This is a genomic window from Arthrobacter sp. MDT1-48-3 (assembly GCF_054511015.1).
The window spans coordinates 205,393-226,592 of the sequence record NZ_JBTNDL010000004.1 but is presented as its reverse complement, the minus strand read 5'-3'; the positions used below and the strand labels follow the sequence as shown (position 1 = coordinate 226,592).

The 21,200-nt window shown below is 71.2% G+C and carries 24 protein-coding genes and 1 riboswitch; of the genes, 15 read left to right on the top strand and 9 right to left on the bottom strand.

Annotated features, from left to right (window positions below):
• The first annotated feature begins 71 nt into the window (after positions 1-71).
• Both ACX80L_RS10995 and ACX80L_RS10990 read left to right on the top strand, forming a co-directional pair.
• Entirely contained in the window at positions 72-839 is a 768-nt protein-coding gene (locus ACX80L_RS10995; protein ID WP_459289895.1) for a CPBP family intramembrane glutamic endopeptidase, read from the top strand.
• A 10-nt stretch (positions 840-849) separates the two neighbouring features.
• Positions 850-1,461 (top strand): DNA alkylation repair protein, encoded by a 612-nt coding sequence (locus tag ACX80L_RS10990; RefSeq protein ID WP_459289651.1) that lies wholly within the window; start codon positions 850-852, stop codon positions 1,459-1,461.
• 15 nt (positions 1,462-1,476) lie between these two features.
• On the opposite strand, the gene ACX80L_RS10985 is transcribed toward ACX80L_RS10990, so the two are convergent.
• The 4 genes from ACX80L_RS10985 to ACX80L_RS10970 form a co-directional block, all read right to left on the bottom strand.
• Positions 1,477-2,238 (bottom strand): glycosyltransferase, encoded by a 762-nt coding sequence (locus tag ACX80L_RS10985; protein ID WP_133081777.1) that lies wholly within the window; start codon positions 2,236-2,238, stop codon positions 1,477-1,479.
• Positions 2,239-2,280: 42 nt separating this feature from the next.
• Positions 2,281-3,183 carry a KPN_02809 family neutral zinc metallopeptidase gene (ypfJ, locus tag ACX80L_RS10980; protein WP_459289649.1) on the bottom strand — a complete coding sequence of 301 codons (903 nt, stop codon included), beginning with the start codon at positions 3,181-3,183 and terminating at the stop codon, positions 2,281-2,283.
• A gap of 61 nt (positions 3,184-3,244) precedes the next feature.
• Positions 3,245-4,135: an SGNH/GDSL hydrolase family protein gene (locus tag ACX80L_RS10975; protein ID WP_459289647.1), complete on the bottom strand. Its 891-nt coding sequence runs from the start codon at positions 4,133-4,135 to the stop codon at positions 3,245-3,247.
• A gap of 193 nt (positions 4,136-4,328) precedes the next feature.
• Positions 4,329-5,189, bottom strand: coding sequence for a pentapeptide repeat-containing protein (locus ACX80L_RS10970; protein ID WP_459289645.1), 861 nt, complete (start codon positions 5,187-5,189; stop codon positions 4,329-4,331).
• 232 nt (positions 5,190-5,421) lie between these two features.
• Between ACX80L_RS10970 and ACX80L_RS10965 the strand changes: the two genes are divergently transcribed.
• A complete protein-coding gene (locus ACX80L_RS10965; RefSeq protein ID WP_459289643.1) occupies positions 5,422-6,279 on the top strand; it encodes a Rieske (2Fe-2S) protein in 858 nt (285 codons plus the stop codon).
• Positions 6,280-6,344: 65 nt separating this feature from the next.
• Here the strand turns inward: ACX80L_RS10965 and ACX80L_RS10960 are convergent, their stop codons facing one another.
• Positions 6,345-7,883: an MDR family MFS transporter gene (locus tag ACX80L_RS10960; protein WP_459289641.1), complete on the bottom strand. Its 1,539-nt coding sequence runs from the start codon at positions 7,881-7,883 to the stop codon at positions 6,345-6,347.
• Between the two features lie 268 nt (positions 7,884-8,151).
• On the opposite strand from ACX80L_RS10960, the gene ACX80L_RS10955 reads away from it, so the two are divergent.
• The 8 genes from ACX80L_RS10955 (at position 8,152) to ACX80L_RS10920 (ending at position 14,296) form a co-directional block, all read left to right on the top strand.
• A complete protein-coding gene (locus ACX80L_RS10955; protein WP_459289639.1) occupies positions 8,152-8,928 on the top strand; it encodes a thioesterase family protein in 777 nt (258 codons plus the stop codon).
• Between the two features lie 116 nt (positions 8,929-9,044).
• The gene (locus tag ACX80L_RS10950; protein ID WP_459289637.1) at positions 9,045-9,329 is read left to right on the top strand and encodes a DUF427 domain-containing protein; all 285 of its coding nucleotides are present in this window, start codon (positions 9,045-9,047) and stop codon (positions 9,327-9,329) included.
• A gap of 136 nt (positions 9,330-9,465) precedes the next feature.
• Positions 9,466-10,497 carry an aldo/keto reductase gene (locus ACX80L_RS10945; RefSeq protein WP_459289635.1) on the top strand — a complete coding sequence of 344 codons (1,032 nt, stop codon included), beginning with the start codon at positions 9,466-9,468 and terminating at the stop codon, positions 10,495-10,497.
• Positions 10,498-10,547: 50 nt separating this feature from the next.
• Positions 10,548-10,642: riboswitch (TPP riboswitch) on the top strand.
• Between the two features lie 40 nt (positions 10,643-10,682).
• A complete protein-coding gene (thiM, locus tag ACX80L_RS10940; RefSeq protein WP_459289633.1) occupies positions 10,683-11,588 on the top strand; it encodes a hydroxyethylthiazole kinase in 906 nt (301 codons plus the stop codon).
• Positions 11,588-12,268 carry a thiamine phosphate synthase gene (gene thiE / locus ACX80L_RS10935; protein WP_459289631.1) on the top strand — a complete coding sequence of 227 codons (681 nt, stop codon included), beginning with the start codon at positions 11,588-11,590 and terminating at the stop codon, positions 12,266-12,268. Before thiM ends, thiE begins: the two co-directional genes overlap by 1 nt.
• A 60-nt stretch (positions 12,269-12,328) precedes the next feature.
• Positions 12,329-13,126, top strand: coding sequence for an alpha/beta hydrolase (locus ACX80L_RS10930; RefSeq protein ID WP_459289629.1), 798 nt, complete (start codon positions 12,329-12,331; stop codon positions 13,124-13,126).
• A 118-nt stretch (positions 13,127-13,244) separates the two neighbouring features.
• Entirely contained in the window at positions 13,245-13,505 is a 261-nt protein-coding gene (locus ACX80L_RS10925; protein ID WP_459289627.1) for a hypothetical protein, read from the top strand.
• A gap of 53 nt (positions 13,506-13,558) precedes the next feature.
• The gene (locus ACX80L_RS10920) at positions 13,559-14,296 is read left to right on the top strand and encodes a lipoate--protein ligase family protein (protein ID WP_459289625.1); all 738 of its coding nucleotides are present in this window, start codon (positions 13,559-13,561) and stop codon (positions 14,294-14,296) included.
• A gap of 62 nt (positions 14,297-14,358) precedes the next feature.
• Here ACX80L_RS10920 and ACX80L_RS10915 read toward each other — a convergent pair whose 3' ends face one another.
• The 3 genes from ACX80L_RS10915 to ACX80L_RS10905 all read right to left on the bottom strand — a co-directional run bounded on the left by ACX80L_RS10915 (position 14,359) and on the right by ACX80L_RS10905 (position 16,427).
• Complete coding sequence (locus ACX80L_RS10915; RefSeq protein ID WP_208741252.1) at positions 14,359-14,988, bottom strand: MBL fold metallo-hydrolase; 630 nt, start codon at positions 14,986-14,988, stop codon at positions 14,359-14,361.
• Complete coding sequence (locus ACX80L_RS10910; protein ID WP_459289622.1) at positions 14,988-16,073, bottom strand: S-(hydroxymethyl)mycothiol dehydrogenase; 1,086 nt, start codon at positions 16,071-16,073, stop codon at positions 14,988-14,990. Before ACX80L_RS10910 ends, ACX80L_RS10915 begins: the two co-directional genes overlap by 1 nt.
• A gap of 96 nt (positions 16,074-16,169) precedes the next feature.
• Positions 16,170-16,427, bottom strand: a complete 258-nt coding sequence (locus ACX80L_RS10905; RefSeq protein WP_279628599.1) for a mycoredoxin — start codon at positions 16,425-16,427, stop codon at positions 16,170-16,172.
• A 200-nt stretch (positions 16,428-16,627) separates the two neighbouring features.
• Between ACX80L_RS10905 and ACX80L_RS10900 the strand changes: the two genes are divergently transcribed.
• From ACX80L_RS10900 to pgsA, 4 genes are all read left to right on the top strand, one after another.
• A complete protein-coding gene (locus tag ACX80L_RS10900; protein ID WP_133081791.1) occupies positions 16,628-16,930 on the top strand; it encodes a chorismate mutase in 303 nt (100 codons plus the stop codon).
• Between the two features lie 166 nt (positions 16,931-17,096).
• Positions 17,097-19,091, top strand: a complete 1,995-nt coding sequence (thrS, locus tag ACX80L_RS10895; protein WP_432206151.1) for a threonine--tRNA ligase — start codon at positions 17,097-17,099, stop codon at positions 19,089-19,091.
• Complete coding sequence (locus ACX80L_RS10890; protein ID WP_459289620.1) at positions 19,091-19,702, top strand: HIT family protein; 612 nt, start codon at positions 19,091-19,093, stop codon at positions 19,700-19,702. The genes thrS and ACX80L_RS10890 overlap by 1 nt, the downstream gene beginning before the upstream one ends.
• On the top strand, positions 19,702-20,322 hold the full coding sequence (gene pgsA, locus ACX80L_RS10885; protein ID WP_133081793.1) for a phosphatidylinositol phosphate synthase: 621 nt from the start codon (positions 19,702-19,704) through the stop codon (positions 20,320-20,322). The genes ACX80L_RS10890 and pgsA overlap by 1 nt, the downstream gene beginning before the upstream one ends.
• 22 nt (positions 20,323-20,344) lie before the next feature.
• Here the strand turns inward: pgsA and ACX80L_RS10880 are convergent, their stop codons facing one another.
• On the bottom strand, positions 20,345-21,169 hold the full coding sequence (locus ACX80L_RS10880; RefSeq protein ID WP_459289618.1) for a sigma-70 family RNA polymerase sigma factor: 825 nt from the start codon (positions 21,167-21,169) through the stop codon (positions 20,345-20,347).
• Positions 21,170-21,200: the final 31 nt, after the last annotated feature.

Sequence of the window (21,200 nt, the reverse complement as noted above, 5' to 3'; positions counted from 1 at the left end):
CACCGGCACAGCCGGAGGAGACGCGCCGGCGGGCCTGGAAGCAGGGCGCCTGGAACACGCCGTCGCGCGCGCTGATCCCCGCCACGCTGGTCTCCCTCGCGGGGTTCGCCCTGTTCGTGCTCCATGCATCGGGTATCGGGTACCTCCTGCTGGCGATCGCGCTCGTCGCGGCGGTGGTGCTGGACCGGGTGCTGTTCCGGGACCTGCTGCTCATCGCCTTCGGGCTGGCCGTCATGAGCCTGGTGCCGATCACCACGGACATCAGTCCGGCACACATGGGCGTCATGGGCACGGCGATGATCCTCGCCGTCGGCCTCCCCTACGCGGTGTCCCGCTTCGCCTACCGCGACCACGCCATCACCTTCCCGGTGCGCTCCGGACCGTGGTCACGCGCGGAGAAGTGGTACCTTCCCGCCGTCGTCGTCATCGGCTACGCCCTGCTGCCCGTCTACATGCTGGGCACCGGGGTGTACGAGAACTGGCCCGCGGCCTCGGAGCCGGACGAGATCGCCCGGCTGTTCCTCGGCACCAACGGGCTCGGCATCTGGGACGAGCTATTCTTCATCTGCACGGTCTTCGCCCTCCTGCGCCGCCACCTGCCCATGGCGCAGGCCAACGTGCTGCAGGCGGTGCTCTTCACCTCGTTCCTGTGGGAGCTGGGCTTCCACGCCTGGGCGCCGTTGTTCATCTTCCCGTTCGCGCTCCTCCAGGCCTTCATCTTCACGCGGACGCGATCGCTCTCCTACATCGTGTGCGTCCACCTGCTGTTCGACTTCGTCCTGTTCCTCGTCCTGATCCACGCGCACAACCGCGCGTGGATCGACATCTTCCTCTATTGAGCGGGCACCGATGAGCGATCCCGCCGACTTCATCGACGAGTCGCTCCAGTACGAGAGCTCGGAGGAGCGGGCGGAGGAGTACGAGCGGCGGTACGGGACGGACCTCGCGTACTACGGCGCTTCCGTCGGGGCGGTCCGGGGCGCCGTCCGCAACGCGGAGCGCCGGTACCGGAGCCTCGGACACGACGACGTCGCGGCCGTCGCCTCCGAGCTGTGGTCCAGCCCGGTGTTCGAGCGGCGGTTCGCGGCCGTCGTGCTCCTGCAGTCGTCGGTGCGGCTCCTGCGCTCGTCCGACCTCACCCGGATCGAGGGCTTCCTCCGCTCGGCGCTCCTCCGGGAGCTCGTGGACCCCCTCGCCGTCGACGTCGTCGGCCCCCTGCTGCTGCGCCTGCGGGGACAGGATGCCGTCCGCGCGTCCGCTGTGCTGGACCGTTGGGCGGCGGCGGACGACCCGTGGCTGCGCCGTGCAGCGGTCCTCGCGCACCTGCCGGCCTTCCGGGCCGGGGACGGCGACGACGCATCCTTCCGGCGCACGGTGCGCCTGGTCTCCGGCGCGCAGACGGGCCGGGACACGGCCGTCGAGGACGCGGTGGCGCTGGTGCGGGCCGCCGGAGCCGGCTGACCGGGACCGGAGGCGCTACCGGATGTCGATGGTCCGGATGAGCTTGCCGCGCAGCGCCGGTACGAGGTGGTGGACGCCCATGAGGCCGAGGCCGTAGCGCCGGACCCGCCGCATCGACGTCGCGACCTTCAGCCCCGCGTCGATGCGCACCGCGGCGCGACCCAGCCGGCGGGACACGCGGACGGACAGGTCGATGTCCTCGTCGCGCGTGTCGATCGCCGTCCGGCCGAATCCGCCGACCTCCAGGTAGGCGGACGCCCGGATTGCCATGTTGTGACCAGCGACGAAGCGCAGGTAGGCGACGTCGAGATAGGTGACGGCCATCATGATCCGCAGGAGCACCAGCGCACCGGGCATCAGCTGGTCGTCACCCCACCGGTAGTACCGGTCGCGCAGCGGCACGCTTGTCCCACCCAGCAACTGGACCTCCGGGTGCCGGGCGAACGTCCTGCGGATGCGGTCGGCCCAGTCCTCCGCCGGCTCGCTGTCACCGTCCGTGCGCGCCACGAGGCGGAACCCGTCGGCGATCGCAGCGCGGAAACCGGTGTCGCTCGCCGCTCCCGTGCCCTTCTGGACTTCCGTGAGGACCGTGACGTTCAGCAACGGGTGGGCCGCGGCGAACCGCCGGACCCGCAGCACGGTGTCATCCGTGGACCCGTTGTCCACCACGTAGATGCGCAGGTCCGCGTCCCCGCGCTGCCGGCGCAGTGCTTCGAGGGTCCGCGCGATCCCGGGTTCGTTGAAGACGGGCACGACGACGGCGAGCGGCTCGGTCATCGTCCGGGCTCCGAGGCCAGGGCGTGGATCGACGGCATGGCGTCAGGGGCTGTCGAGGTCGCGGGCGGCGAAGGTGTCACAGGACCTCAGGTCCCCGGTCTCGTAGCCCTGCGAGAACCAGGCCTGCCGCTGGGCGCTCGAGCCGTGCGTCCAGCCCTCCGGGTCGACCCGGCCGGTGACGGCTTCCTGGATGCGGTCGTCACCGACGGACGCGGCGGCGGAGAGCGCGTCCTCGAGGTCCGTCGTCGAGAACGTCCGCAAAAACGGTTCTCCCGACTCGGGATCGGGGACCGAGGTGGCGTGGGCGGCCCACATCCCGGCCAGGCAGTCGGCCTGCAGCTCGACGCGGACACCGCCGGATTCGGCTCCCTCCGGATCCTGCTGGGCGGCACCGAGGGTGCCGATGAGGTTCTGGATGTGGTGGCCGAACTCGTGGGCCACCACGTACTCCTGGGCGAGCGGGCCGCTGGCCGAACCGAACTGCGTCACGAGCTCGTCGAAGAACGCCGTGTCGTAGTAGGTCTGCTGGTCCGCGGGGCAGTAGAAGGGCCCGACGGCGCTCGTGGCTGTGCCGCAGCCGGTATCCGTGCTGCCGGTGAAGAGCACGACACCGGGCTGGGTGTATGCGACGCCGAACTGGTCCAGGTAGGGGAGCCAGAAGCTGTCGAGGCTCTCGGCCGTGCCGAGGATGCGGCAATCGAGCTGCTCGTTGGCGTCGGCGCCGGTCTGGCACGCGTTGATCGCCTCGACCTCCCCGTCCTCCTGCTGCGAGGTCGGAGCGCCCTCCTGGAGTCCCAGCTGATCCACGACGCCCGGTCCGAAGATCAGCGAGAGGATGAGGAGGAGGCCGCCACCGACCCCGCCGCCCACGGCGGCACCCCGGCCGCGTCCGCGACGGTCACGAACGCGCGACGGATCGAGCCGGGTGTTGTCGTTGAAGCTCATGGATCAACAATAAGCCGACTGAGGGTTGACGCGGGACACTGCGCGGCTGAGCCCCGTCGTGCTATTCGAGGGGGCGCAGTTCCCGCGGCAGGCGGGCGAGCGGGTCGACGGCGGTATATGCGGCAGCCAGCTTCAGGGCGGCGAGATCCTGCTCGAGCAGGAGCGCCGCCTTCTGATGGCCCACGGGGTTGAGATGCACGTCGTCCGCGAGGAATTCCTCGAGGGCGTGGGTGGTCAGCCAGCCCCCGGCCGACACGAAGGGGATCCCGCGCTGGCGGGCGAGGGTGCCGAGCAGGGCGTCGACCTCGGCCCGACGGGCGCCGCCGTCCGTCGCGCTGCGGCTGAGCGTGCCGATCATGACCATGCGGGAGGACGGGTACGTGCGTTCGAGCTCGAGGATCAGGGCGTTGGCGCTCGCGAGGATGTCGCCGTCCGAGACGCCGGACCGGGCGTCGTTGCCTCCGCCCTCGACGACCACGAGGGCGGGATCCCCGTGCGGCAGGACCCAGTCCCCGCTGGTGAGCGCATCGTGGTAGTTCGCGTCGCCCGCTCCGTTCGTCGCGACGAAGCCCGTACCGCCCGCGCCGAGGAACCGCACGGAGTACCCGAGTTCGTGCAGGGCGATCTGGGGCCAGGTGTCCGCTCCGCCCGACTGCGAGTCGCCGATGAGGACTGCGGTGCGCTGCACGTCGGGCACGACCACTTCGAGGCGACCCGTGGCGGGATTCCTGGCGGCGCTGCCGACCGGGAGCTGCGCAGGCGCGACGGCAGGCAGCTTCGCGGTCGTCGGATCCGCGGGCGTCTCACCCGGGGTCTTGTCGGTCCGCGCCTGCCGGGCCATGGCCGCAGGAGGTTCGGCGTCCGAGGCCGTGGCGTCGCGGGTCTCCGCGGAGGCGGGAGGAACGGTACCTGCCAGAAGACCGAGCGAGAGCCCGAGGGACAGAAGGGCCACGTGCGCCGAGTTCCTCCGACGCGGTACCGGGGCGCCGCGGGCCCCGCTCGTCGTGCTGCTGTGCATTGCCACCCTTTTGTCGCCCGGACTGCCCCCATCCGGAGTCCTGTCCCCAGTTTACAAGCGCGGGGAGGCAGCTTCGTGCTTGATCCGGTGGCATTCCGGCGGTACCGGTGGCGCGGCGCGGATGTCCTCAGGTGTTCCAGGAGGACGGCGCGTCGATCCGGTCGGGCAGCCGCGTCCGGCTGTCACCCGACGCCGCGGCGACCTGCATCGGGGTGAGGAAGAGCGCATGGGAGAGGTCGGCGCCGTGCAGGTGCGCGTCCCGCAGGTCGGCACCGAGCAGGTCCACCCAGCGCAGGTCGGCCCCCCTGAGGTCGGCCGCGATGAGACAGCTGCCCCGGAGGTCCGCACCCCGGAGGTCCTGCCCGGCCAGGTCCGCACCGAGGAGATCGGCACCCGGCGCCAGCCGCCGGGGGATGCGCCTGCCGCCGGCAGCCGTCCTGACCGCTCGGCTCACCGCCGACAGCGCCGGTCCGACCCTGGCCCGGAGCGCGTCGAGGTCGACGGCGTCGAGGCCCGCCGGATCCAGCCGCGTGAGGGACACCGTCTCCGACACCAGGGCGGCGATCGAGGAGGCGTGCTGCGGAGGCACGGACCCGGACGATCCTGCCAGTCGCGCGGCGTCGTCGAGGTGCCAGAGCACCTCGTGCAGTTGCCGGACGACGGGGAAGGCGGCGAACATCGCGGGCCGTACTTCCGGATGTGCCGTCCAGCTGCGACCGCCGAACGTCTGCTGCGCCACGTGCTGGCCGGCGCCGAAGCAGTCGAACACGGTGCAGCCCTTGTACCCCTCGCCACGGAGCCGGGCGTGGATGGTGCAGGAGAAGTCGGCGGCGAGGTTGCGGCATGCCTGGCCTGCGGGCTTGTCGTGCGCGAAGTCGGTCGATCGTTCGAAGCCGAGCGCGGAGCAGCACAGCGCGAAGCACCTCGAGCAGTCGGCGGTCAGCTCGACGTCCGGGTGGGCGGAGAGGTGCAGCGGCACGGCGGGCACGGCCGGTCCTTCCAGGGGTGCGGGGATCGATGGCGGGGCGGCGCGCCACGCTGTGCGCGGTGGTCACCCTGCGGGATTCTCGCACCGATCCGGTGCGTCGCCAAGGGAAACCTCGCTGCGCCGCGCCGGGTTGTCAGGTGTAGGGGCTGCTGGAACGGTGGGGAACGGGCGGCACCGTCGTCGACACCCGCCGGACATGCGGGACACCGTCCCGGATCAGAAGGAGCACAGCATGAACATCGTGTACGGAATCCTGGACGGACTCGAGCACGCGACGTCGCTGGACCGGATCGCGGATCCCCTCGCCGCAGCCGTCAGCAAGGCCGTACGGCCCCGGAGGATCCGCAACCTCCTGAGCGGTACGGCCATCGGCCACCACCTCCATCCCATGCTGGTCGTCATCCCGTCGGGTGCCTGGAGCATGGCCTCGTTCCTCGACCTCGCCGGTGGCAGGAGTTCCCGCAGGGCGGCCGACCTCCTCGTGACGGTGGGGATCCTCACCGCCGTCCCGACGGCGGCCACGGGCCTGCACGACTGGTCGGACACGCAGGAGAAGGAGCGCCGCGTCGGGATCGTCCATGCGGCCGGCAATTCACTGGCCCTGACGCTGTACACCGCCTCCGCCGTCGCCAGGGCGAAGGACCGGCGCGGCCTCGGGGTGCTGCTCGGCCTGGGCGGCTTGGGGTCGATGCTGCTCAGCGCGTTCCTCGGCGGCCACCTCAGTTACGCGAGCGGCGTCAATGTGAACCGGACGGCGTGGCACGAGGCACCGAAGGACTGGACGCGGGTGGCCAGCGACGCCGACGTCGTCGAAGGCGGACGGCACACGGTCGAAGCGAACGGCGTGCCGATCCTGCTGCTGCGCCACGGCGGGAAGCTCACTGCCATGGACAGCGTCTGCAACCACCTCGGCGGGCCGCTGGAGAAGGGCACGATCGAGGACGGCTGCATCACCTGCCCGTGGCACCAGAGCATGTTCCGGCTCGACGACGGCAAGAACTACCGCGGACCGGCCGCTGTGCCGCAGCCGGTGTACGAGACCCGGGTCACGACGGACGGCTACATCGAACTGCGCCAGCCCGCCTCCTGAGTGCACGCGCGAACGACGAAGCCCCGCCGGAACCGTCCGGCGGGGCTTCGTCGTCGTGCGGATGCCTAGTGCACGGGGACGGGGGAGTTCCCGTTCTCCTCGGGCGCCCGCACGAAGAACGAGGCGACGACGGCGAGCAGGAAGATGATCGCGCCGTACAGGAACGCCGCGCGGATGCCGCCGGCCAGGGCGGCCTCAGCGGCGACGCCCGTGCCGGCCAGGGACGTGCTCCGGATGGTCATGACCGAGATGAACAGGGCGGTGCCGGCCGCCCCCGCCAGCTGCTGGGCGGTGCCGAACACGGCGCTGCCGTGCGAGTAGAGGTGCGGTTTGACGGACCCCAGCGCGGAGGTGAGCAGCGGCGTGAACATGAGCGCCAGGCCCACGCTGAGCAGGACGTGCGCGACCAGGACCAGCCAGACCGGGGTGGTCTCGGTGACCCGGGTCATGGACCAGAACACCCCGCTGACCAGGAGCGCGCCCGGGACCAGGAGCACGCGGGGGCCGCGGCGGTCGTAGATGCGGCCGACGACGGGACCCAGGAGACCCATCGCCAGGCCGCCCGGCAGGAGGAGCAGTCCTGAGACCAGCGGATCCATCCCGAGGACGGTCTGGACGTAGATGGGGATCAGGATGATGGTGCCGAACAGCGCCATCATGCTGATGGCGATCGCGACGATCGAGACCGTGAAGTTCCTCGAGGCGAAGACACGGAGGTCCAGCAGGGCCGCGTCGCGCCGCTGCAGCACGAGCTGGCGCGAGATGAAGGCGGCGAGCCCGACGACGCCCGCGACCAGCGGGAGCCATGCAGGGACGGCGCTGCCGGTCGAGGCCTCGCCGAGCTGGCTGAGACCGTAGATGACGCCACCGAAGGCGACCGCGGACAGGACGACCGACGGGACGTCGATCGCGGACCGCCGCGGGTCGGTGACGTTCTGCATCTTGGCGGAACCGACGGCCAGGGCAGCGAGCGAGATCGGCAGGACCAGCCAGAACATCCAGCGCCAGTCGAGCACGCTGAGGATGGCGCCCGAGATGGTCGGGCCCAGCGCGGGGGCCACGGAGATGACGATCGAGATGTTGCCCATGATCTTGCCCCTGGACATCGGCGGCACGAGGGTCATCACGGTGGTCATGAGCAGGGGCATCATGATCGCTGTGCCGGTGGCCTGGACCACGCGGCCGACCACGAGGACGCCGAAGCCCGGCGCCATCGCGGCGATGAGCGTGCCCAGGCTGAACAGGCCCATGGCGGCCATGAAGACCGGTCGCGTGTTGTAGCGCTGGAGGAGGAAACCCGTCACGGGGATGACGACGGCCATCGTCAGCATGAACGCGGTGCTCAGCCATTGACCGGCGCCCACCGTGATGCCCAGGTCCTCCACGAGGCGGGGGATCGCCACGCCCATGATGGTCTCGTTGAGGATCACCACGAAGGCGGAGATGAGCAGCAGCGTGATGACCAGCTTGTCGCGTGCCGGGAGGGCGCCGTCGACGCCTGTGGACCGGGAGGGGGCGGGAGCGGGGGTGCCGGCGGCCGGTGGAGTGTCCGGCGGTGTCGGAAGAGCGTCGGAGACGCGGGACGGGGGACTCTGGGAGGTCATGGTGATCCGCTCGGTTCGGCTGTGCGCACCGTCGGGATCGATCGTCCCGGGTGCCGTGGTCGTGGATCGGGCAGGTGCGAACGCAGGCCCGGTCAATCATCTGAACCCCGCACACCGGAACTCTATTCCGACCCCCGGTGTCCCTCCCGCTCCGGGCAGGAAGGCGCCGCTGCTCCACTAGCATGGGGCGGGTGCGGTCGCGGTCCCGGCCGCTCTTTCCGGCGCGCAGCGCAGGAGCCCCGGCATTCCCCGACGAAGGAGATTCCCCGTGCCTGATTCCTTCTACCGTGATCTCGGCGGCGGCAGGTTCGCGTCGACCGATCACGCCCAGGGTGCCTGGAACGCCCACGAGCAGCACATGGCGCCCATCTCGGGACTCCTCACACAGCGCCTGCTCGCCTGCGAGCCGCGCGACGGAATGCATCTGGGCCGCCTGAGCTTCGACATCCTCGGCCTGATCCCGGGAGGCGAGTTCGAGGTGACGACCGCCGTCGTCCGGCCGGGCCGGACAATCGAACTGGTGGAGGCGCGGATGGAGGCAGGCGGCAAGACGGCGATCGTTGCGAAGGCGTGGCGCCTCGCCGGCCAGGACACGGGTGTCGTCGCCGCTGTCGAGGACCCGCGGATCCCCGGCCCCGACGAGGCCGGACCGCACGAGGGCATGACGGCGTGGCCGGGAGGGTTCATCAGGTCGCTCGAGGTCCGGGTGGTCCCCGGCCACCGGCCAGGACGGGGGCAGGTCTGGATGAGGAACCCCTACTCGATGGTCGAGGGAGAGGAGACCCCCGACGTCGTGCGGCTCGTGGGCATGATGGACGCCGCCAACGGGATCGCCACCCGTGTCCCGCCGGGCGGCGACAGCTGGCTCTACCCGAACGTGGACCTGCAGATCCACCTGCACCGCCTGCCGGAGGGCGAGTGGCTCGGCCTCGACACGCGGGTCACGTTCGGCGCGAACGGCGTGGGGCTGACCTCCAGCGTGGTCCACGACCTCGACGGCCCGTTCGGGCGGCTCGAGCAGATCCTCACGGTGCGGAAGCTGTAGCAGCTCTGCAGCCGGAATGCCGGGGCCGTCCCCGGGGTTGCAGGTGTCATGGCCGACGCCGCGGCGGAGGACAGCGCCCCCACGCGTCCGTGGGACGTCTTCGAGGAAGAGGAACCATGCCGAAAGCAATCTGGAACGACACCGTGATCGCGGAATCAGCGGACACCGTGATGGTCGAGGGGAACCACTACTTCCCGCCCGCTTCTGTCTCGCAGGAGTTCTTCGTCCCCACCGGGACACACACCGTGTGCCACTGGAAGGGCACGGCCAGCTACTTCACCCTGGACGTGGCGGGGGAGCAGAACCGGGACGCCGCCTGGAGTTATCCGGAACCGAAGGAAGCGGCGGAGAACATCCGCGGTTACTACGCTTTCTGGAAGGGCGTCACGGTCACCGACTGAGCACTCCGCACAGGGGCGCCGTCCGATCGACGGCGTCCCCTTGCGGTGCGCCGGCAGTACTGCGCGACCTACCCGATCCACCCGCCCGATCCACGGCACCACGGCGCCGCCCGGCGCCCGAACGAAGGAGAACCCCATGGAATACCGGAAACTCGGCAACAGCGGCACGTCGGTCTCTCACCTCGCCCTCGGCACGATGACCTTCGGAGCGGAGTCGGACGAGTCCACCTCCCACGCCATCCTCGCCGACTACGCGGCGGCCGGCGGCAACCTGATCGACACCGCGGACGTGTACACGGCGGGGGCGTCCGAGGAGATCATCGGTCGGTGGCTCGCCAGGAACCCGACGGAGCGCGACCGCATGGTCCTGGCCTCCAAGGGCCGTTTCCCCATGGGCGACGACGTCAACGACCTCGGGCTGTCCAGGCGGCACCTCCGCCGGGCGCTCGACGCCTCGCTCACGCGGCTCGGCGTCGACCACATCGACCTGTACCAGGTGCACTCGTGGGATCCGCTGACGCCGCTCGAGGAGACGCTCGGCTTCCTCGACGAGGCGATCGTCCAGGGGAAGATCGGGTACTACGGCTTCTCGAACTACACCGGCTGGCAGCTGACGAAGGCCGTCATGCTCGCCCGCCAGCGCGGCTACTCGCTGCCGGTGACGCTGCAGCCCCAGTACTCGCTGCTCGTGCGGGAGATCGAGGCCGAGATCGTGCCCGCGGTCCTCGACGCGGGCATGGGCATGCTGCCGTGGTCGCCCCTCGGTGGCGGCTGGCTGACCGGCAAGTACTCCCGTGACACCGAGCCGACCGGCGCCACCCGCCTCGGTGAGAACCCCCAGCGCGGCATGGAGGCCTGGGAGAAGCGCAACGCCCAGGACAGGACCTGGCGGATCATCGACACGGTCACGGAGATCGCCGCGGAGCGGAGCGTCAACGCCTCCCACGTGGCGCTCGCCTGGGTCGCCGCGCAACCGGGGGTGACCTCGGTGATCCTCGGTGCCCGCACCCGGGAACAGCTGGCGGACAACCTGGCGTCATCCGACCTCGAGCTGTCGCCCGGCGACCTCGGCCGCCTCGGCGAGGTCAGTGCCCCCACCTTCAGCGACTACCCGTACGGTGGCCCCGGCATCGAACAGCGCAGCCGCCGCATCCAGGGCGGCCGCTGACCGGGGCGCCCGCAGGGCTGGACGCTCCGGCAGCCAGCCGCTATCGTTCGAGCAGCGACACGGGGTGTCCCTTTCCGGGGCTGAGATGAGACCCGTCGAACCTGATCCAGCTCATACTGGCGAAGGGATGTCCTGCCGGTCCGACGTCCGGCCGTCCTTCCGCCGTGGCAAGCGAAAGGCAGCACATGTCGGAACCGACCCTCGAACCACTCGGAACACCCCTCGGAACACCCCTCGGAACACCTCTCGGAACACCGTCCGAGAGCCTCCGGGGCGCCGACCCGCAGGTGACGGCCGAGGCGTGTGCCGCGCTGCTCGCCGCACTGCGCGACGCCGTGCCGCTGGTGCAGTGCATCACCAACGCCGTGGTCACGAATGTCACAGCGAACGTGCTGCTCGCCGTGGGCGCGACGCCGGCGATGGTGGACATCCCGGAGGAGGCCGGCCAGTTCGCGCCGGTCGCCTCGGGGGTCCTGGTCAATCTCGGCACACCGACCCCGGCCCAGTGCGTCGCCATGCGCGAGGCGGCGGAGGCGGCGGCCGCCGCGGGGACCCCGTGGGTCCTGGACCCCGTCGCGGTGGGATTCCTCGCGGTCCGGACCCGGACGGCACAGGACCTCGTCGCGATCCGGCCGACGATCATCCGCGGCAACCCCTCGGAGATCATCGCGCTGGCCGGCACGGGAGGCGGCGGGCGCGGCGTCGACTCCGTGGACGGTCCCGATGACGCGCTGGACGCGGCGCGCCTGCTGGCGATCCGCCACGGCTCGGTCGTCGCCGTGTCGGGGGCCGTCGACGCCGTCGTGCCGGCGCACGGGCCCGTCGTCCGGATCGCCAACGGCACCCCGCTCCTGACGCGCGTGACCGGTGGAGGCTGCGCGCTCGGAGCCGTGATGGCCGCCTTCGCGTCCCTCACCCCGGATGCACTGCTCGCGGCCACAGCTGCGACCGGCGTGTACACCCTCGCCGCGGAGCGTGCCGCGGCCGGGGCGGCAGGTCCCGGCTCGTTCGCCCCGCGCTTCCTCGATGCGCTCGCCGACGTCACGCCGTCGGATGTCCGCCGTGGCCTGCGCCTGTCCGGGAGCGACTGATGCCCCGGCCTGCTCCGGCGGAGTACCTGCCGCTCTACCTCGTGACGGACACGGCCCTGTGCGCGCCCCGGCCCGTCGCCGACGTGGTCGCGGCGGCCGTCGCCGCCGGTGTCACCTGCGTGCAGGTCCGGGACAAGCACGCGGGCGGGCGGGATCTCGTGTCGCTCGTCACCGCAGTGGCCCGCGCCGCCGAGGGTCGGGTGCCGGTCCTGGTCGACGACCGGGTGGACGTCTACCTCGCGGCGCGAGAGCTCGGGGCGCGCGTCGACGGCGTGCACGTGGGCCAGTCCGACCTGCCACCGGGCGTGGTGCGGCGCATCGTCGGCGTCGATGCCGTCGTCGGACTGAGCGCGGCGACACCCGGGCAGGTCGCCGCCGCGCACGCCCTGCCCGCCGGCACGGTGGACTACCTCGGCATCGGAGCGGTGCACGCCACCGCCACGAAACCGGACCATCCGGCGCCGCTCGGCGTCGAGGGGTTCGCGACGCTGGCCGCCGGCGCCGACCTGCCCTGTGTGGCGATCGGCGGGATCACCACCGTGGACGCCGCCGCGCTGCGGGGTGCCGGGGCGGCGGGGATGGCGGTGGTGTCCGCCATCTGCGCGGCGGCCGACCCCGCCGCTTCCACCAGGGACCTGGCTGAAGCATGGCGCGCCCCCACGGGACGGCGGAGCCGATAGCCGAATCCGGGCGCAACGGCAACCGGGAGAGTAGGGACCACCGGGACCTAGAATCCGGATGTGGCGACGAGGAGGACCGTGCTTGCCGGCGCGCTGGCCGCGCCGCTCCTCGTCGCGGAGACGGCGTGCGACGGAGGACCCATGAACAGCAGACAGCCCGACGAGGCGGCGCCGCATCCCGCCCTCCTGGCCGCGCGCCCGGGAACGGCGGAATTCGGCAGCGGGACCAGAACGGGGGTCCATGCCCTCGGTATCGCGACCACGCGAGACCCGATCGTGTTCGTGCCGGAGTCGCTGGACACCGGCGGACCCGTCCCGCTCCTGATCGCCCTCCACGGCGCCGGCGGCGACGCACAGGGCGGCCTGTCCGTGCTGCGGGCGGCCGCCGAGCAGCTCGGGATCGTGATCCTCGCACCGGCGTCCCGGGCAGCCACCTGGGACGCGATCCGGGGCGGGTACGGTCCGGACACGGAGGTCATCGACCGGGCGCTGGAGGAGGTGTTCTCGTTCGTGCAGGTGGACCCCGAACGCATCGGTATCGGCGGCTTCTCCGACGGCGCCTCCTACGCCCTGGGCCTGGGGCTCACGAACGGGGACCTCTTCCGGAAGGTGGTGGCCTTCTCCCCGGGCTTCGTCCCCGCCGGACCCTCGAACGGGCAGCCCGCCGTCTTCATCTCCCACGGGACGGCGGACACCGTCCTCCCGATCGACGCCACGAGCAGGAAGGTGGTTCCCGCGCTCAAGCGGCGCGGCTACGAGGTGGTGTACCGGGAGTTCGACGGTCCGCACACGGTCCCCTCCGCCATCGCCGTCGAGGCCGGCCTCTGGCTCGAATGGACGCCGCTGCCGACGCCCTGATCCGGCGACGATCCGAACAGCGGCACCGACGCCGAGGGCCCCTTCGGCGGCACCTGGTCGGGACCCCAGTTCGTCGTGACCCACGGCCCCGCAGGGGCCGGCGGACGGCGTCGACCACGTGTCCGACGTCGCCACCGGCCTCGACCGGGCCGAAGAGGCCGCGGGCGACAGGGACGTGGCCGTCCTGGGTGCCGACATCGCGCGGCAGTGCCTGGCGCTCGGGCGCCTGCACGAGATCCTGGTCTTCATCGAGCCGCTCCTGCTGGGCGCCGGGACACGCCTGCTGGACGTGCCCGGCGGGACGGACGTCCGGCTCACGCGGCGTTCCCTCGGCGACTACGGGCACGAGACCACGCTGCGGATGGACGTCGTCGCCTGATCCCTCCGGCCGCCCGTGCCGTCGGACCGCCGCGCACTGCCTACGATGGACCGATGAGCAATCCGTGGCAGGGCGCTGCCGAGCTGGCACTCGTCCTCGACCCTCCGTCGGCGGACGCCGGCGGGGAGCTGGGGCGTGGGATCGGGCTGCTGCGCGACGTCGCCGCCGGCGAACGACCCGCCACGGTGCGCCTGTACCGCCCGAGTCCCACCGTCGCCTTCGGGCAGCGGGACGCGCGGCTGCCCGGATTCCCGGCGGCGGGCGCGGCCGCCACGGCGCTCGGGTTCGAGCCGCTCGTGCGGCGGGCCGGCGGCCGCGCTGCCGCCTACCACCGGGGCTGCCTCGTGGTGGACCACATCGAACCCGCGCCCGACCCCGTGGCCGGCACGCGCGCGCGCTTCGCGTCCTTCGGGACCTTCTTCGCGGAGGTCCTCGCCGGCCTGGGAGTCGACGCGCACGTCGGGGAGGTGCCGGGCGAGTACTGCCCGGGCGAGTTCAGCGTCCACGGGCGGATCGACGGCGTGCCCACGATCAAGCTCGTCGGCACCGCCCAGCGGGTGGTCGCCGGCGCCTGGCTGTTCTCGTCGGTCGTCGTCGTCGAGGATCCGGCCCCGCTGCGCGCCGTGCTCACCGATGTCTATGCAGCCCTGGAGCTTCCGTGGCGGCCGGCCACCGCCGGTGCCGCCCAGGATCTCGCGCACGACGTCACGGTCGACGCCGTGCAGGACGCGCTGCTGGCGGCCTACACCGCCGTCGTGCGCCTGGAGGCACCGGAGGCGTCCCGCCGCTGACGGGCGACCGGGACGCCTCCGGCGCTGCACGGGTCGGCGCTGCACGGGTCGGCGCTGCACGGTCAGTGTCCGCGCCGGATCCATTCCTCGAGGTGCGGCGCCTCGTCGCCGATCGTGGTGCTGTCCCCGTGGCCGGTACGCGCGATCGTGTCCGGCGGCAGGGTCAGCAGCCTCGTCCGGATGGACTCGATGATCGTCGGGAAGTCGCTGTAGGAACGCCCTGTGGCGCCCGGGCCGCCCTGGAACAGCGTGTCGCCCGTGAAGACGGTGCCGGCCTCCTCCAGGTAGTAGCAGACGGAGCCGGGGGAGTGGCCGGGCGTGTGCAGCGCCCTCAGGGACACCCCCGCGACCTCGATCGTGTCGCCGTCACCGATCGACTGGTCGGGACTCAGCTCCGGGAACACCATGTCCCAGAGCTCCCGGTCGCCGTCGTGCAGATGGATCGGCGCGTGCACGGCGTCGAAGAGGTCGCCGACCGCGCGGATGTGGTCGTCGTGGGCGTGGGTCAGGAGGATGGCCCGGACGACCCGCCCGTTCACCTGGTCCACGATCGCGGCGGCGTCGTGCGGGGCGTCGATGATGACGCACTCCTCGTCGTCACCCACGATCCACACGTTGTTGTCGACGTCCCAGGTGCCGCCGTCGAGCGAGAAGGTGCCCGACGTGACAAGGTGTTCGACGCGTGCGGCCATCAGAGCTCCACCACCGAGCGCAGGACGGCGCCGCCGTGCATCTTCCCGAAGGCCTCCTCGACCTGGTCGAGCCGGATGCGCTCGGTGACGAACGCATCGAGGTCGAGGTTGCCCTGCAGGTAGTGGCTGACGAGCATCGGGAAGTCGCGGCTGGGCAGGCAGTCGCCGTACCAGGAGGACTTCAGCGATCCGCCGCGCCCGAAGACGTCGAGCAGTGGGAGTTCGATGGTCATCTCGGGCGTGGGGACCCCGACGAGCACCACCGTCCCGGCGAGATCGCGGGCGTAGAACGCCTGCTTGTACGTTTCGGGACGCCCGACGGCGTCGATCACGACGTCGGCGCCGTTCCCGCCGGTGAGCGCGCGGATGGCTTCCACGGGGTCCTCGTCCTTCGAGTTCAGCACGTGCGTCGCGCCGAGGCCCCTTGCGAGCTCGAGCTTCCGGTCGTCGATGTCCACGGCGATGATCGTGGTGGCTCCCGCGAGCCGCGAGCCCGCGACAGCCGCGATGCCGACGCCGCCGCACCCGATGACGGCGACGGAGTCACCGCGGGAGACCCTGCCCGTGTTGATGGCGGCGCCGATGCCGGCCATCACCCCGCACCCCAGCAGTCCCACGGCCGCTGCGTCCGCTGCGGGATCCACCTTCGTGCACTGGCCCGCCGCCACGAGCGTCTTCTCGGCGAACGCACCGATCCCGAGGGCGGGGGACAGGACCGTGCCGTCCTCCAGCGTCATCTTCTGGGTGGCGTTGTGGGTGTCGAAGCAGTACTGCGGTTCACCCCGGCGGCATGCCCGGCACTCGCCGCACACGGCCCGCCAGTTGAGGATCACGCGGTCGCCGGGGGCGACCGTGGTGACGCCGTCGCCCACGGCGCTCACGACGCCGGTGGCCTCGTGCCCCAGCAGGAAGGGGAACTCGTCGTTGATGCCGCCCTGCTTGTAGTGCAGGTCCGTGTGGCAGACGCCGCAGGTCAGGATGTCGACGAGGGCTTCGCCGGGCCCCGGATCCGGGACGAGGATGGTCTCGATGGCCGCGGGGGCATCCTTCGCCCGCACCACGACGCCCTGGACTCTGTGCACCATGTCTTGCTGTCCTTCCGCTGGGAGCGGTGGACCGGAGGACGGGCCCACCGCTCCCAGCATATGGGGGACGGCCGCGGTGCGCGGATCGCGTCCGGGCTAGACGGCGATCCTGGCCCGCACCTCGGCGGCGGAGGGATTGGTGGCGGTCGTGCCGTCCGGGAAGATGACGGTGGGCACGGTCTGGTTGCCCCCGTTGAGGGAGGCAACGAGCTCTGCGGTGCCCTCGACCTCCTCGATGTTGACCTCGTTGTAGCCGATGCCCTGGGCGTCGAGCTGAGACTTCAGGCGCCGGCAGTATCCGCACCACGAGGTGGAGAACATGGTGATGGATCCGGCTTCTGGCGTGTAGTCCACGGTGCTCCTCATATCTGCGCCCGGGTCGCCGCGCGCATCTGTCGGTCGCGGGCGGCTCGTCCACCCGCACCTGCATCAACACGGGACGGTGCCGCGTCATTCCTCGCATATCACCGAACCGACGTCCTCCCGCGCCCGCCCGACCCGGTCCGCCCCCGTCCGACCCCGTCGGGTGCCGGATGCCCCGGTAGGCTTCCGCCATGGCTGAAGCAGACGAAGAGCAGAACGCGAAGCAGTTGGCGGCAGTCCGGGTGGCCATCAACGAGGTGGACGAGCAGATCGTGTCCCTCATCTCCCGGAGGGAGCGGCTCGTCCGCAGGGCAGGAGCGCTCAAGCACGACGACGCGTCGGTGCGAGCGCCGGCCCGCGTGGAGCAGGTGATCACCAACGTGCGGGGCTACGCGTCCAGGCAGGGCGTCGATCCCGCCGTCGTCGAGGAGACCTACCGTGCGATGATCTCCGCGTTCATCGAGTTCGAGCTGCGGGTGCGGCGGGAGCCCTAGCCCCTGCGCGGGACGGCGACGTCCTGCGGCGAGCTTGTTGGTCGCCCCTCCGCCCACCCGATACGATCGACGAGGCGGTCCCGGTCCCGGCCGGATCCCGTCACGCCCTTCCGGGCGGCCCATTTCCCCAGCATCGAGGAGACCCCCCGTGTCAGCGCCCCAGTCCATGAAACTCATCGTCGACGGCGAAGAGCAGCAGGCGACCACGGGCACCACCGGGACGGAGCTGTTCAGTGAGCGGCGGGACGTCGTCGTGATGCGCGTGGACGGCGAGCTGAAGGACCTCGACCAGGAACTGGCCGAGGGTGCCTCGGTGGAGGGCGTGACCCTCGAGGATCCTGCGGGGCTGGAGGTGCTGCGGCACTCCGCCGCGCACGTCATGGCGCAGGCCGTCCAGCAGTTGCGTCCGGGAGCCAAGCTCGGTATCGGCCCGTACATCACCGACGGTTTCTACTTCGACTTCGACGTGGAGGAGCCGTTCACGCCCGACGAGCTCAAGCAGCTCGAGAAGATGATGCTCAAGATCGTCAACGCCAATCAGCGCTTCGTGCGCCGGGTCGTGTCCGAGGACGAGGCCCGCGAGGCGATGAAGGACGAGCCGTACAAGCTCGAGCTGATCGGGCTCAAGGGCGGGGCCACGGATGAGGACGGCGCGTCCGTCGAGGTGGGCGTCGGCGAGCTCTCCGTCTACGACAACGTGGACCGCAAGTCCGGGGACGTCGTCTGGAAGGACCTCTGCCGCGGCCCGCACCTGCCGAACACCAAGCTCATCTCCAACGCGTACGCCCTGACCCGCTCGGCCGCCGCCTACTGGCGCGGCAGCGAGAAGAACAAGCAGCTGCAGCGGATCTACGGCACGGCGTGGCCCACGAAGGACGCCCTGAAGGCCTACCAGGAGCGCCTCGCGGAAGCGGAGCGTCGCGACCACCGCCGGCTCGGCACCGAGCTCGACCTCTTCTCCTTCCCGGACGAACTGGGCTCGGGGCTGCCGGTGTTCCACCCCAAGGGCGGCATCATCCGCAAGGCGATGGAGGACTACTCCCGCCAGCGGCACACCGACGCCGGGTACGAGTTCGTCTACACGCCGCACATCACGAAGGGCCACCTCTACGAGGTCTCCGGCCACCTCGACTGGTACCGGGACGGCATGTTCCCGGCGATGCACGTGGACGAGGAGCTCAACGAGGACGGCACCGTGCGCAAGCCCGGCCAGGACTACTACCTGAAGCCGATGAACTGCCCGATGCACAACCTGATCTTCCGCTCGCGCGGGCGGTCCTACCGTGAGCTGCCGCTGCGGCTCTTCGAATTCGGCTCGGTGTACCGGTACGAGAAGTCCGGTGTCATCCACGGCCTGACGCGTGTGCGTGGCATGACCCAGGACGACGCCCACATCTACTGCACCCGTGAGCAGATGAAGGACGAGCTCACCGGGACGCTGAACTTCGTCCTGGGCCTCCTCAAGGACTACGGCCTCGAGGACTTCTACCTCGAGCTGTCCACGCGCAACCCGGAGAAGTCGGTCGGCTCCGACGAGATCTGGGACGAGGCGACGCGCACCCTCGCCGAGGTCGCGGAGGCCTCCGGCCTGGAGCTCGTGCCCGACCCCGGGGGAGCCGCGTTCTACGGCCCGAAGATCTCCGTGCAGGCACGCGACGCGATCGGCCGCACCTGGCAGATGTCGACGATCCAGCTCGACTTCAACCTGCCCGAGCGCTTCGAGCTCGAGTACCAAGCGGCCGACGGGTCCCGCCAGCGTCCGGTCATGATCCACCGGGCCCTGTTCGGTTCGATCGAGCGTTTCATGGGGGTGCTCACCGAGCACTACGCCGGCGCGTTCCCCGCCTGGCTCGCCCCCGTGCAGGTGCTCGCCGTCCCGGTCGCCGAGGCGTTCAACGACTACCTGTTCGACGTCGTCGACAAGCTGAAGGCCGAGGGCATCCGCGCGCAGGTCGATGCGGGATCGGACCGGTTCCCGAAGAAGATCCGGACCGCGAGCAAGGAGAAGGTGCCGTTCGTCCTCATCGCCGGCGGTGAGGACCAGGAGGCCGGTGCCGTCTCCTTCCGCTTCCGGGACGGCAGCCAGGACAACCAGGTGCCCGTGGACGAGGCCGTCCGCCGGATCGTGGAGGCGGTCCGCAGCAGGGAAGCCACCGTCTGATGGAGGACGCGGACCGCCGGGGGATGCCCGCGACCCCTCCGGGGGATGCGGCGGTGACGGACGACTTCGGGCTGGCGGGCGTGCCGGACGCCTTCCAGCGGCTGTGGACACCGCACCGGCTCGCCTACATCAAGGGAGGGCAGGACCAGGTCACGTCGGAACAGACCTGTCCGTTCTGCCGGGCGCCGCACCGGAGCGACGAGGAATCCCTCATCGTGCACCGCGGGACCCATGCCTTCGTACTGCTCAACCTGTTCCCCTACAACGCCGGCCACCTCCTGGTCTGCCCCTACCGGCACGTGCCCGACTACACGGACATCGACGAGGCGGAGACCGCGGAGATCGCCGCCCTCACGCAGACGGCCATGCGTGTGCTGCGCAAGGTGTCCAACCCGTCGGGGTTCAATCTCGGCATGAACCAGGGCGTCACCGGGGGCGCCGGTATCGCCGCCCACCTCCACCAGCACGTCGTGCCGCGCTGGGGCGGTGACGGGAACTTCCTGCCGATCATCGCGCAGACGAAGGCGATCACGCAGACCCTCGGCGACGTGCATGCGCAGGTGGCGGCTGCCTGGCCGTCCGCGGCCGGGCCGGCGGGATCGGACGCCTGATGCTCAACCGATACGCGCGGGGATTCTTCACGGCCCTCTTCACGCCGCTGGCACGCCTGCTGCTGAGGTGGGGCGTGACGCCCGACGCCGTCACGATCGCGGGGACGGTCGGTGTCGCCGGTGGCGCGCTGGTGCTCTACCCGCTCGGCCAGCTGTTCTGGGGAACGGTCTTCATCACGCTGTTCGTGTTCTCCGACGTGATCGACGGGATCATGGCCCGGATGCAGGGCCGTGGAGGCCGGTGGGGGAGCTTCCTCGACTCGACGCTCGACCGCGTCGCCGACGGCGCGCTGTTCGCGGGTGTCGCGATCTGGTTCTTCACGGGTGGCGGGAACGCCGCGATCGCGGTCGCCGCACTCGCCTGCCTCGTGCTGGGCATGATCGTCTCGTACGCCCGCGCCAAGGCCGAGTCGCTCGGCTTCACGGCGAACGTGGGGCTCGCGGAGCGTGCGGAGCGACTCGTCTCCGTCCTGGTGGTCACCGGGCTGACGGGACTGGGCCTGCCCGAGGGTTTCCTGCTGGCCGTCCTCGTCGTCCTGGCCGCGGCAAGCCTCGTCACCGTCTACCAGAGGGTGCGGGCCGTCCATCGCCAGTCGCTGGAGGCCAGGCCCGCGTCCTGACCTCGCCGCCGGTACGGGACGGTCAGGACGCCGAGGCGAACGCCGGGCGAGCCGTGGCGTACGTCGCCGCGTGGCCGCGCAGGGGCGTCAGCGCCGAACCGAGCGCGGACAGGTATTCCGCCCTGCGCTTGGGCGAGACGCGCGAGATCGGAGCGGGCGCGGAGCCCGCTGTGTCGGAGTAGTGGGTCGCCAGGCCGTCCTGCAGCAGCCGGAGCGCCTCGGACTTCTGCTGGGAGACGGCCGAGTGGGTGGTCCCGAGCTCCGCTGCCACCTCGGTCACCGATCGTCCCTCGAAGAAGACCTCCTGGATGATGTGGCGCATGCGGGCGGGGAGATGGGCCACCGCGGCGCGGATGTGCCGGACCTGCTCGTCGGCCAGCAGCGATGCCTCGGGGAGCTGGTCGAGGCAGGGGACGATGTCGAGGACGGTCTCGTCGAGCGCCTGGACGGATCGCGCGGCGTCGCCGAGCGCAGCCTGGACCTCGTGCCGGCTGACGCCGAGCGTCATGGCGAGCTCGTCCGTCGTGGGCGTGCGCCCGAGGGAGGCGGCCAGCGTGTCCTGTGCAGCGATCGTGTCGCCGATCCTCCGTCGCGCGGAACGCGGAGCCCAGTCGTTGGACCGCATCTCGTCGGCGAAGGCCCCCGTGATACGGCGCCGGGCGTAGGCGCCGAAGGGCACGCCCAGGGTCGGGTCGAAGGAGTCCGCAGATGTGATCAGGGCGATGGCCCCGACCGACGCGAGGTCATCCCGCGAGAGATGCGTGGCGCGGGCGCACAGGGTCGAGACGAGGTACCCGACCAGCGGCAGGTTGTCGACGATCAGTTTTTCGCGTTCGCGAGAATTCATAGCAAGCTCCCCAGCTGCTCAGTGGCCGTGC

Excerpts from the sequence above, each read along its gene's own strand:
- ACX80L_RS10990 (WP_459289651.1), top strand. The coding sequence starts at position 850 with ATGAGCGATCCCGCCGACTTCATCGACGAGTCGCTCCAGTACGAGAGC.
- ACX80L_RS10985 (WP_133081777.1), bottom strand. The coding sequence starts at position 2,238 with ATGACCGAGCCGCTCGCCGTCGTCGTGCCCGTCTTCAACGAACCCGGG.
- ypfJ (WP_459289649.1), bottom strand. The coding sequence starts at position 3,183 with ATGAGCTTCAACGACAACACCCGGCTCGATCCGTCGCGCGTTCGTGAC.
- ACX80L_RS10965 (WP_459289643.1), top strand. The coding sequence starts at position 5,422 with ATGAACATCGTGTACGGAATCCTGGACGGACTCGAGCACGCGACGTCG.
- ACX80L_RS10960 (WP_459289641.1), bottom strand. The coding sequence starts at position 7,883 with ATGACCTCCCAGAGTCCCCCGTCCCGCGTCTCCGACGCTCTTCCGACA.
- ACX80L_RS10950 (WP_459289637.1), top strand. The coding sequence starts at position 9,045 with ATGCCGAAAGCAATCTGGAACGACACCGTGATCGCGGAATCAGCGGAC.
- ACX80L_RS10945 (WP_459289635.1), top strand. The coding sequence starts at position 9,466 with ATGGAATACCGGAAACTCGGCAACAGCGGCACGTCGGTCTCTCACCTC.
- thiM (WP_459289633.1), top strand. The coding sequence starts at position 10,683 with ATGTCGGAACCGACCCTCGAACCACTCGGAACACCCCTCGGAACACCC.
- thiE (WP_459289631.1), top strand. The coding sequence starts at position 11,588 with ATGCCCCGGCCTGCTCCGGCGGAGTACCTGCCGCTCTACCTCGTGACG.
- ACX80L_RS10920 (WP_459289625.1), top strand. The coding sequence starts at position 13,559 with ATGAGCAATCCGTGGCAGGGCGCTGCCGAGCTGGCACTCGTCCTCGAC.
- ACX80L_RS10915 (WP_208741252.1), bottom strand. The coding sequence starts at position 14,988 with ATGGCCGCACGCGTCGAACACCTTGTCACGTCGGGCACCTTCTCGCTC.
- ACX80L_RS10910 (WP_459289622.1), bottom strand. The coding sequence starts at position 16,073 with ATGGTGCACAGAGTCCAGGGCGTCGTGGTGCGGGCGAAGGATGCCCCC.
- ACX80L_RS10900 (WP_133081791.1), top strand. The coding sequence starts at position 16,628 with ATGGCTGAAGCAGACGAAGAGCAGAACGCGAAGCAGTTGGCGGCAGTC.
- thrS (WP_432206151.1), top strand. The coding sequence starts at position 17,097 with ATGAAACTCATCGTCGACGGCGAAGAGCAGCAGGCGACCACGGGCACC.
- ACX80L_RS10890 (WP_459289620.1), top strand. The coding sequence starts at position 19,091 with ATGGAGGACGCGGACCGCCGGGGGATGCCCGCGACCCCTCCGGGGGAT.
- pgsA (WP_133081793.1), top strand. The coding sequence starts at position 19,702 with ATGCTCAACCGATACGCGCGGGGATTCTTCACGGCCCTCTTCACGCCG.
- ACX80L_RS10880 (WP_459289618.1), bottom strand. The coding sequence starts at position 21,169 with ATGAATTCTCGCGAACGCGAAAAACTGATCGTCGACAACCTGCCGCTG.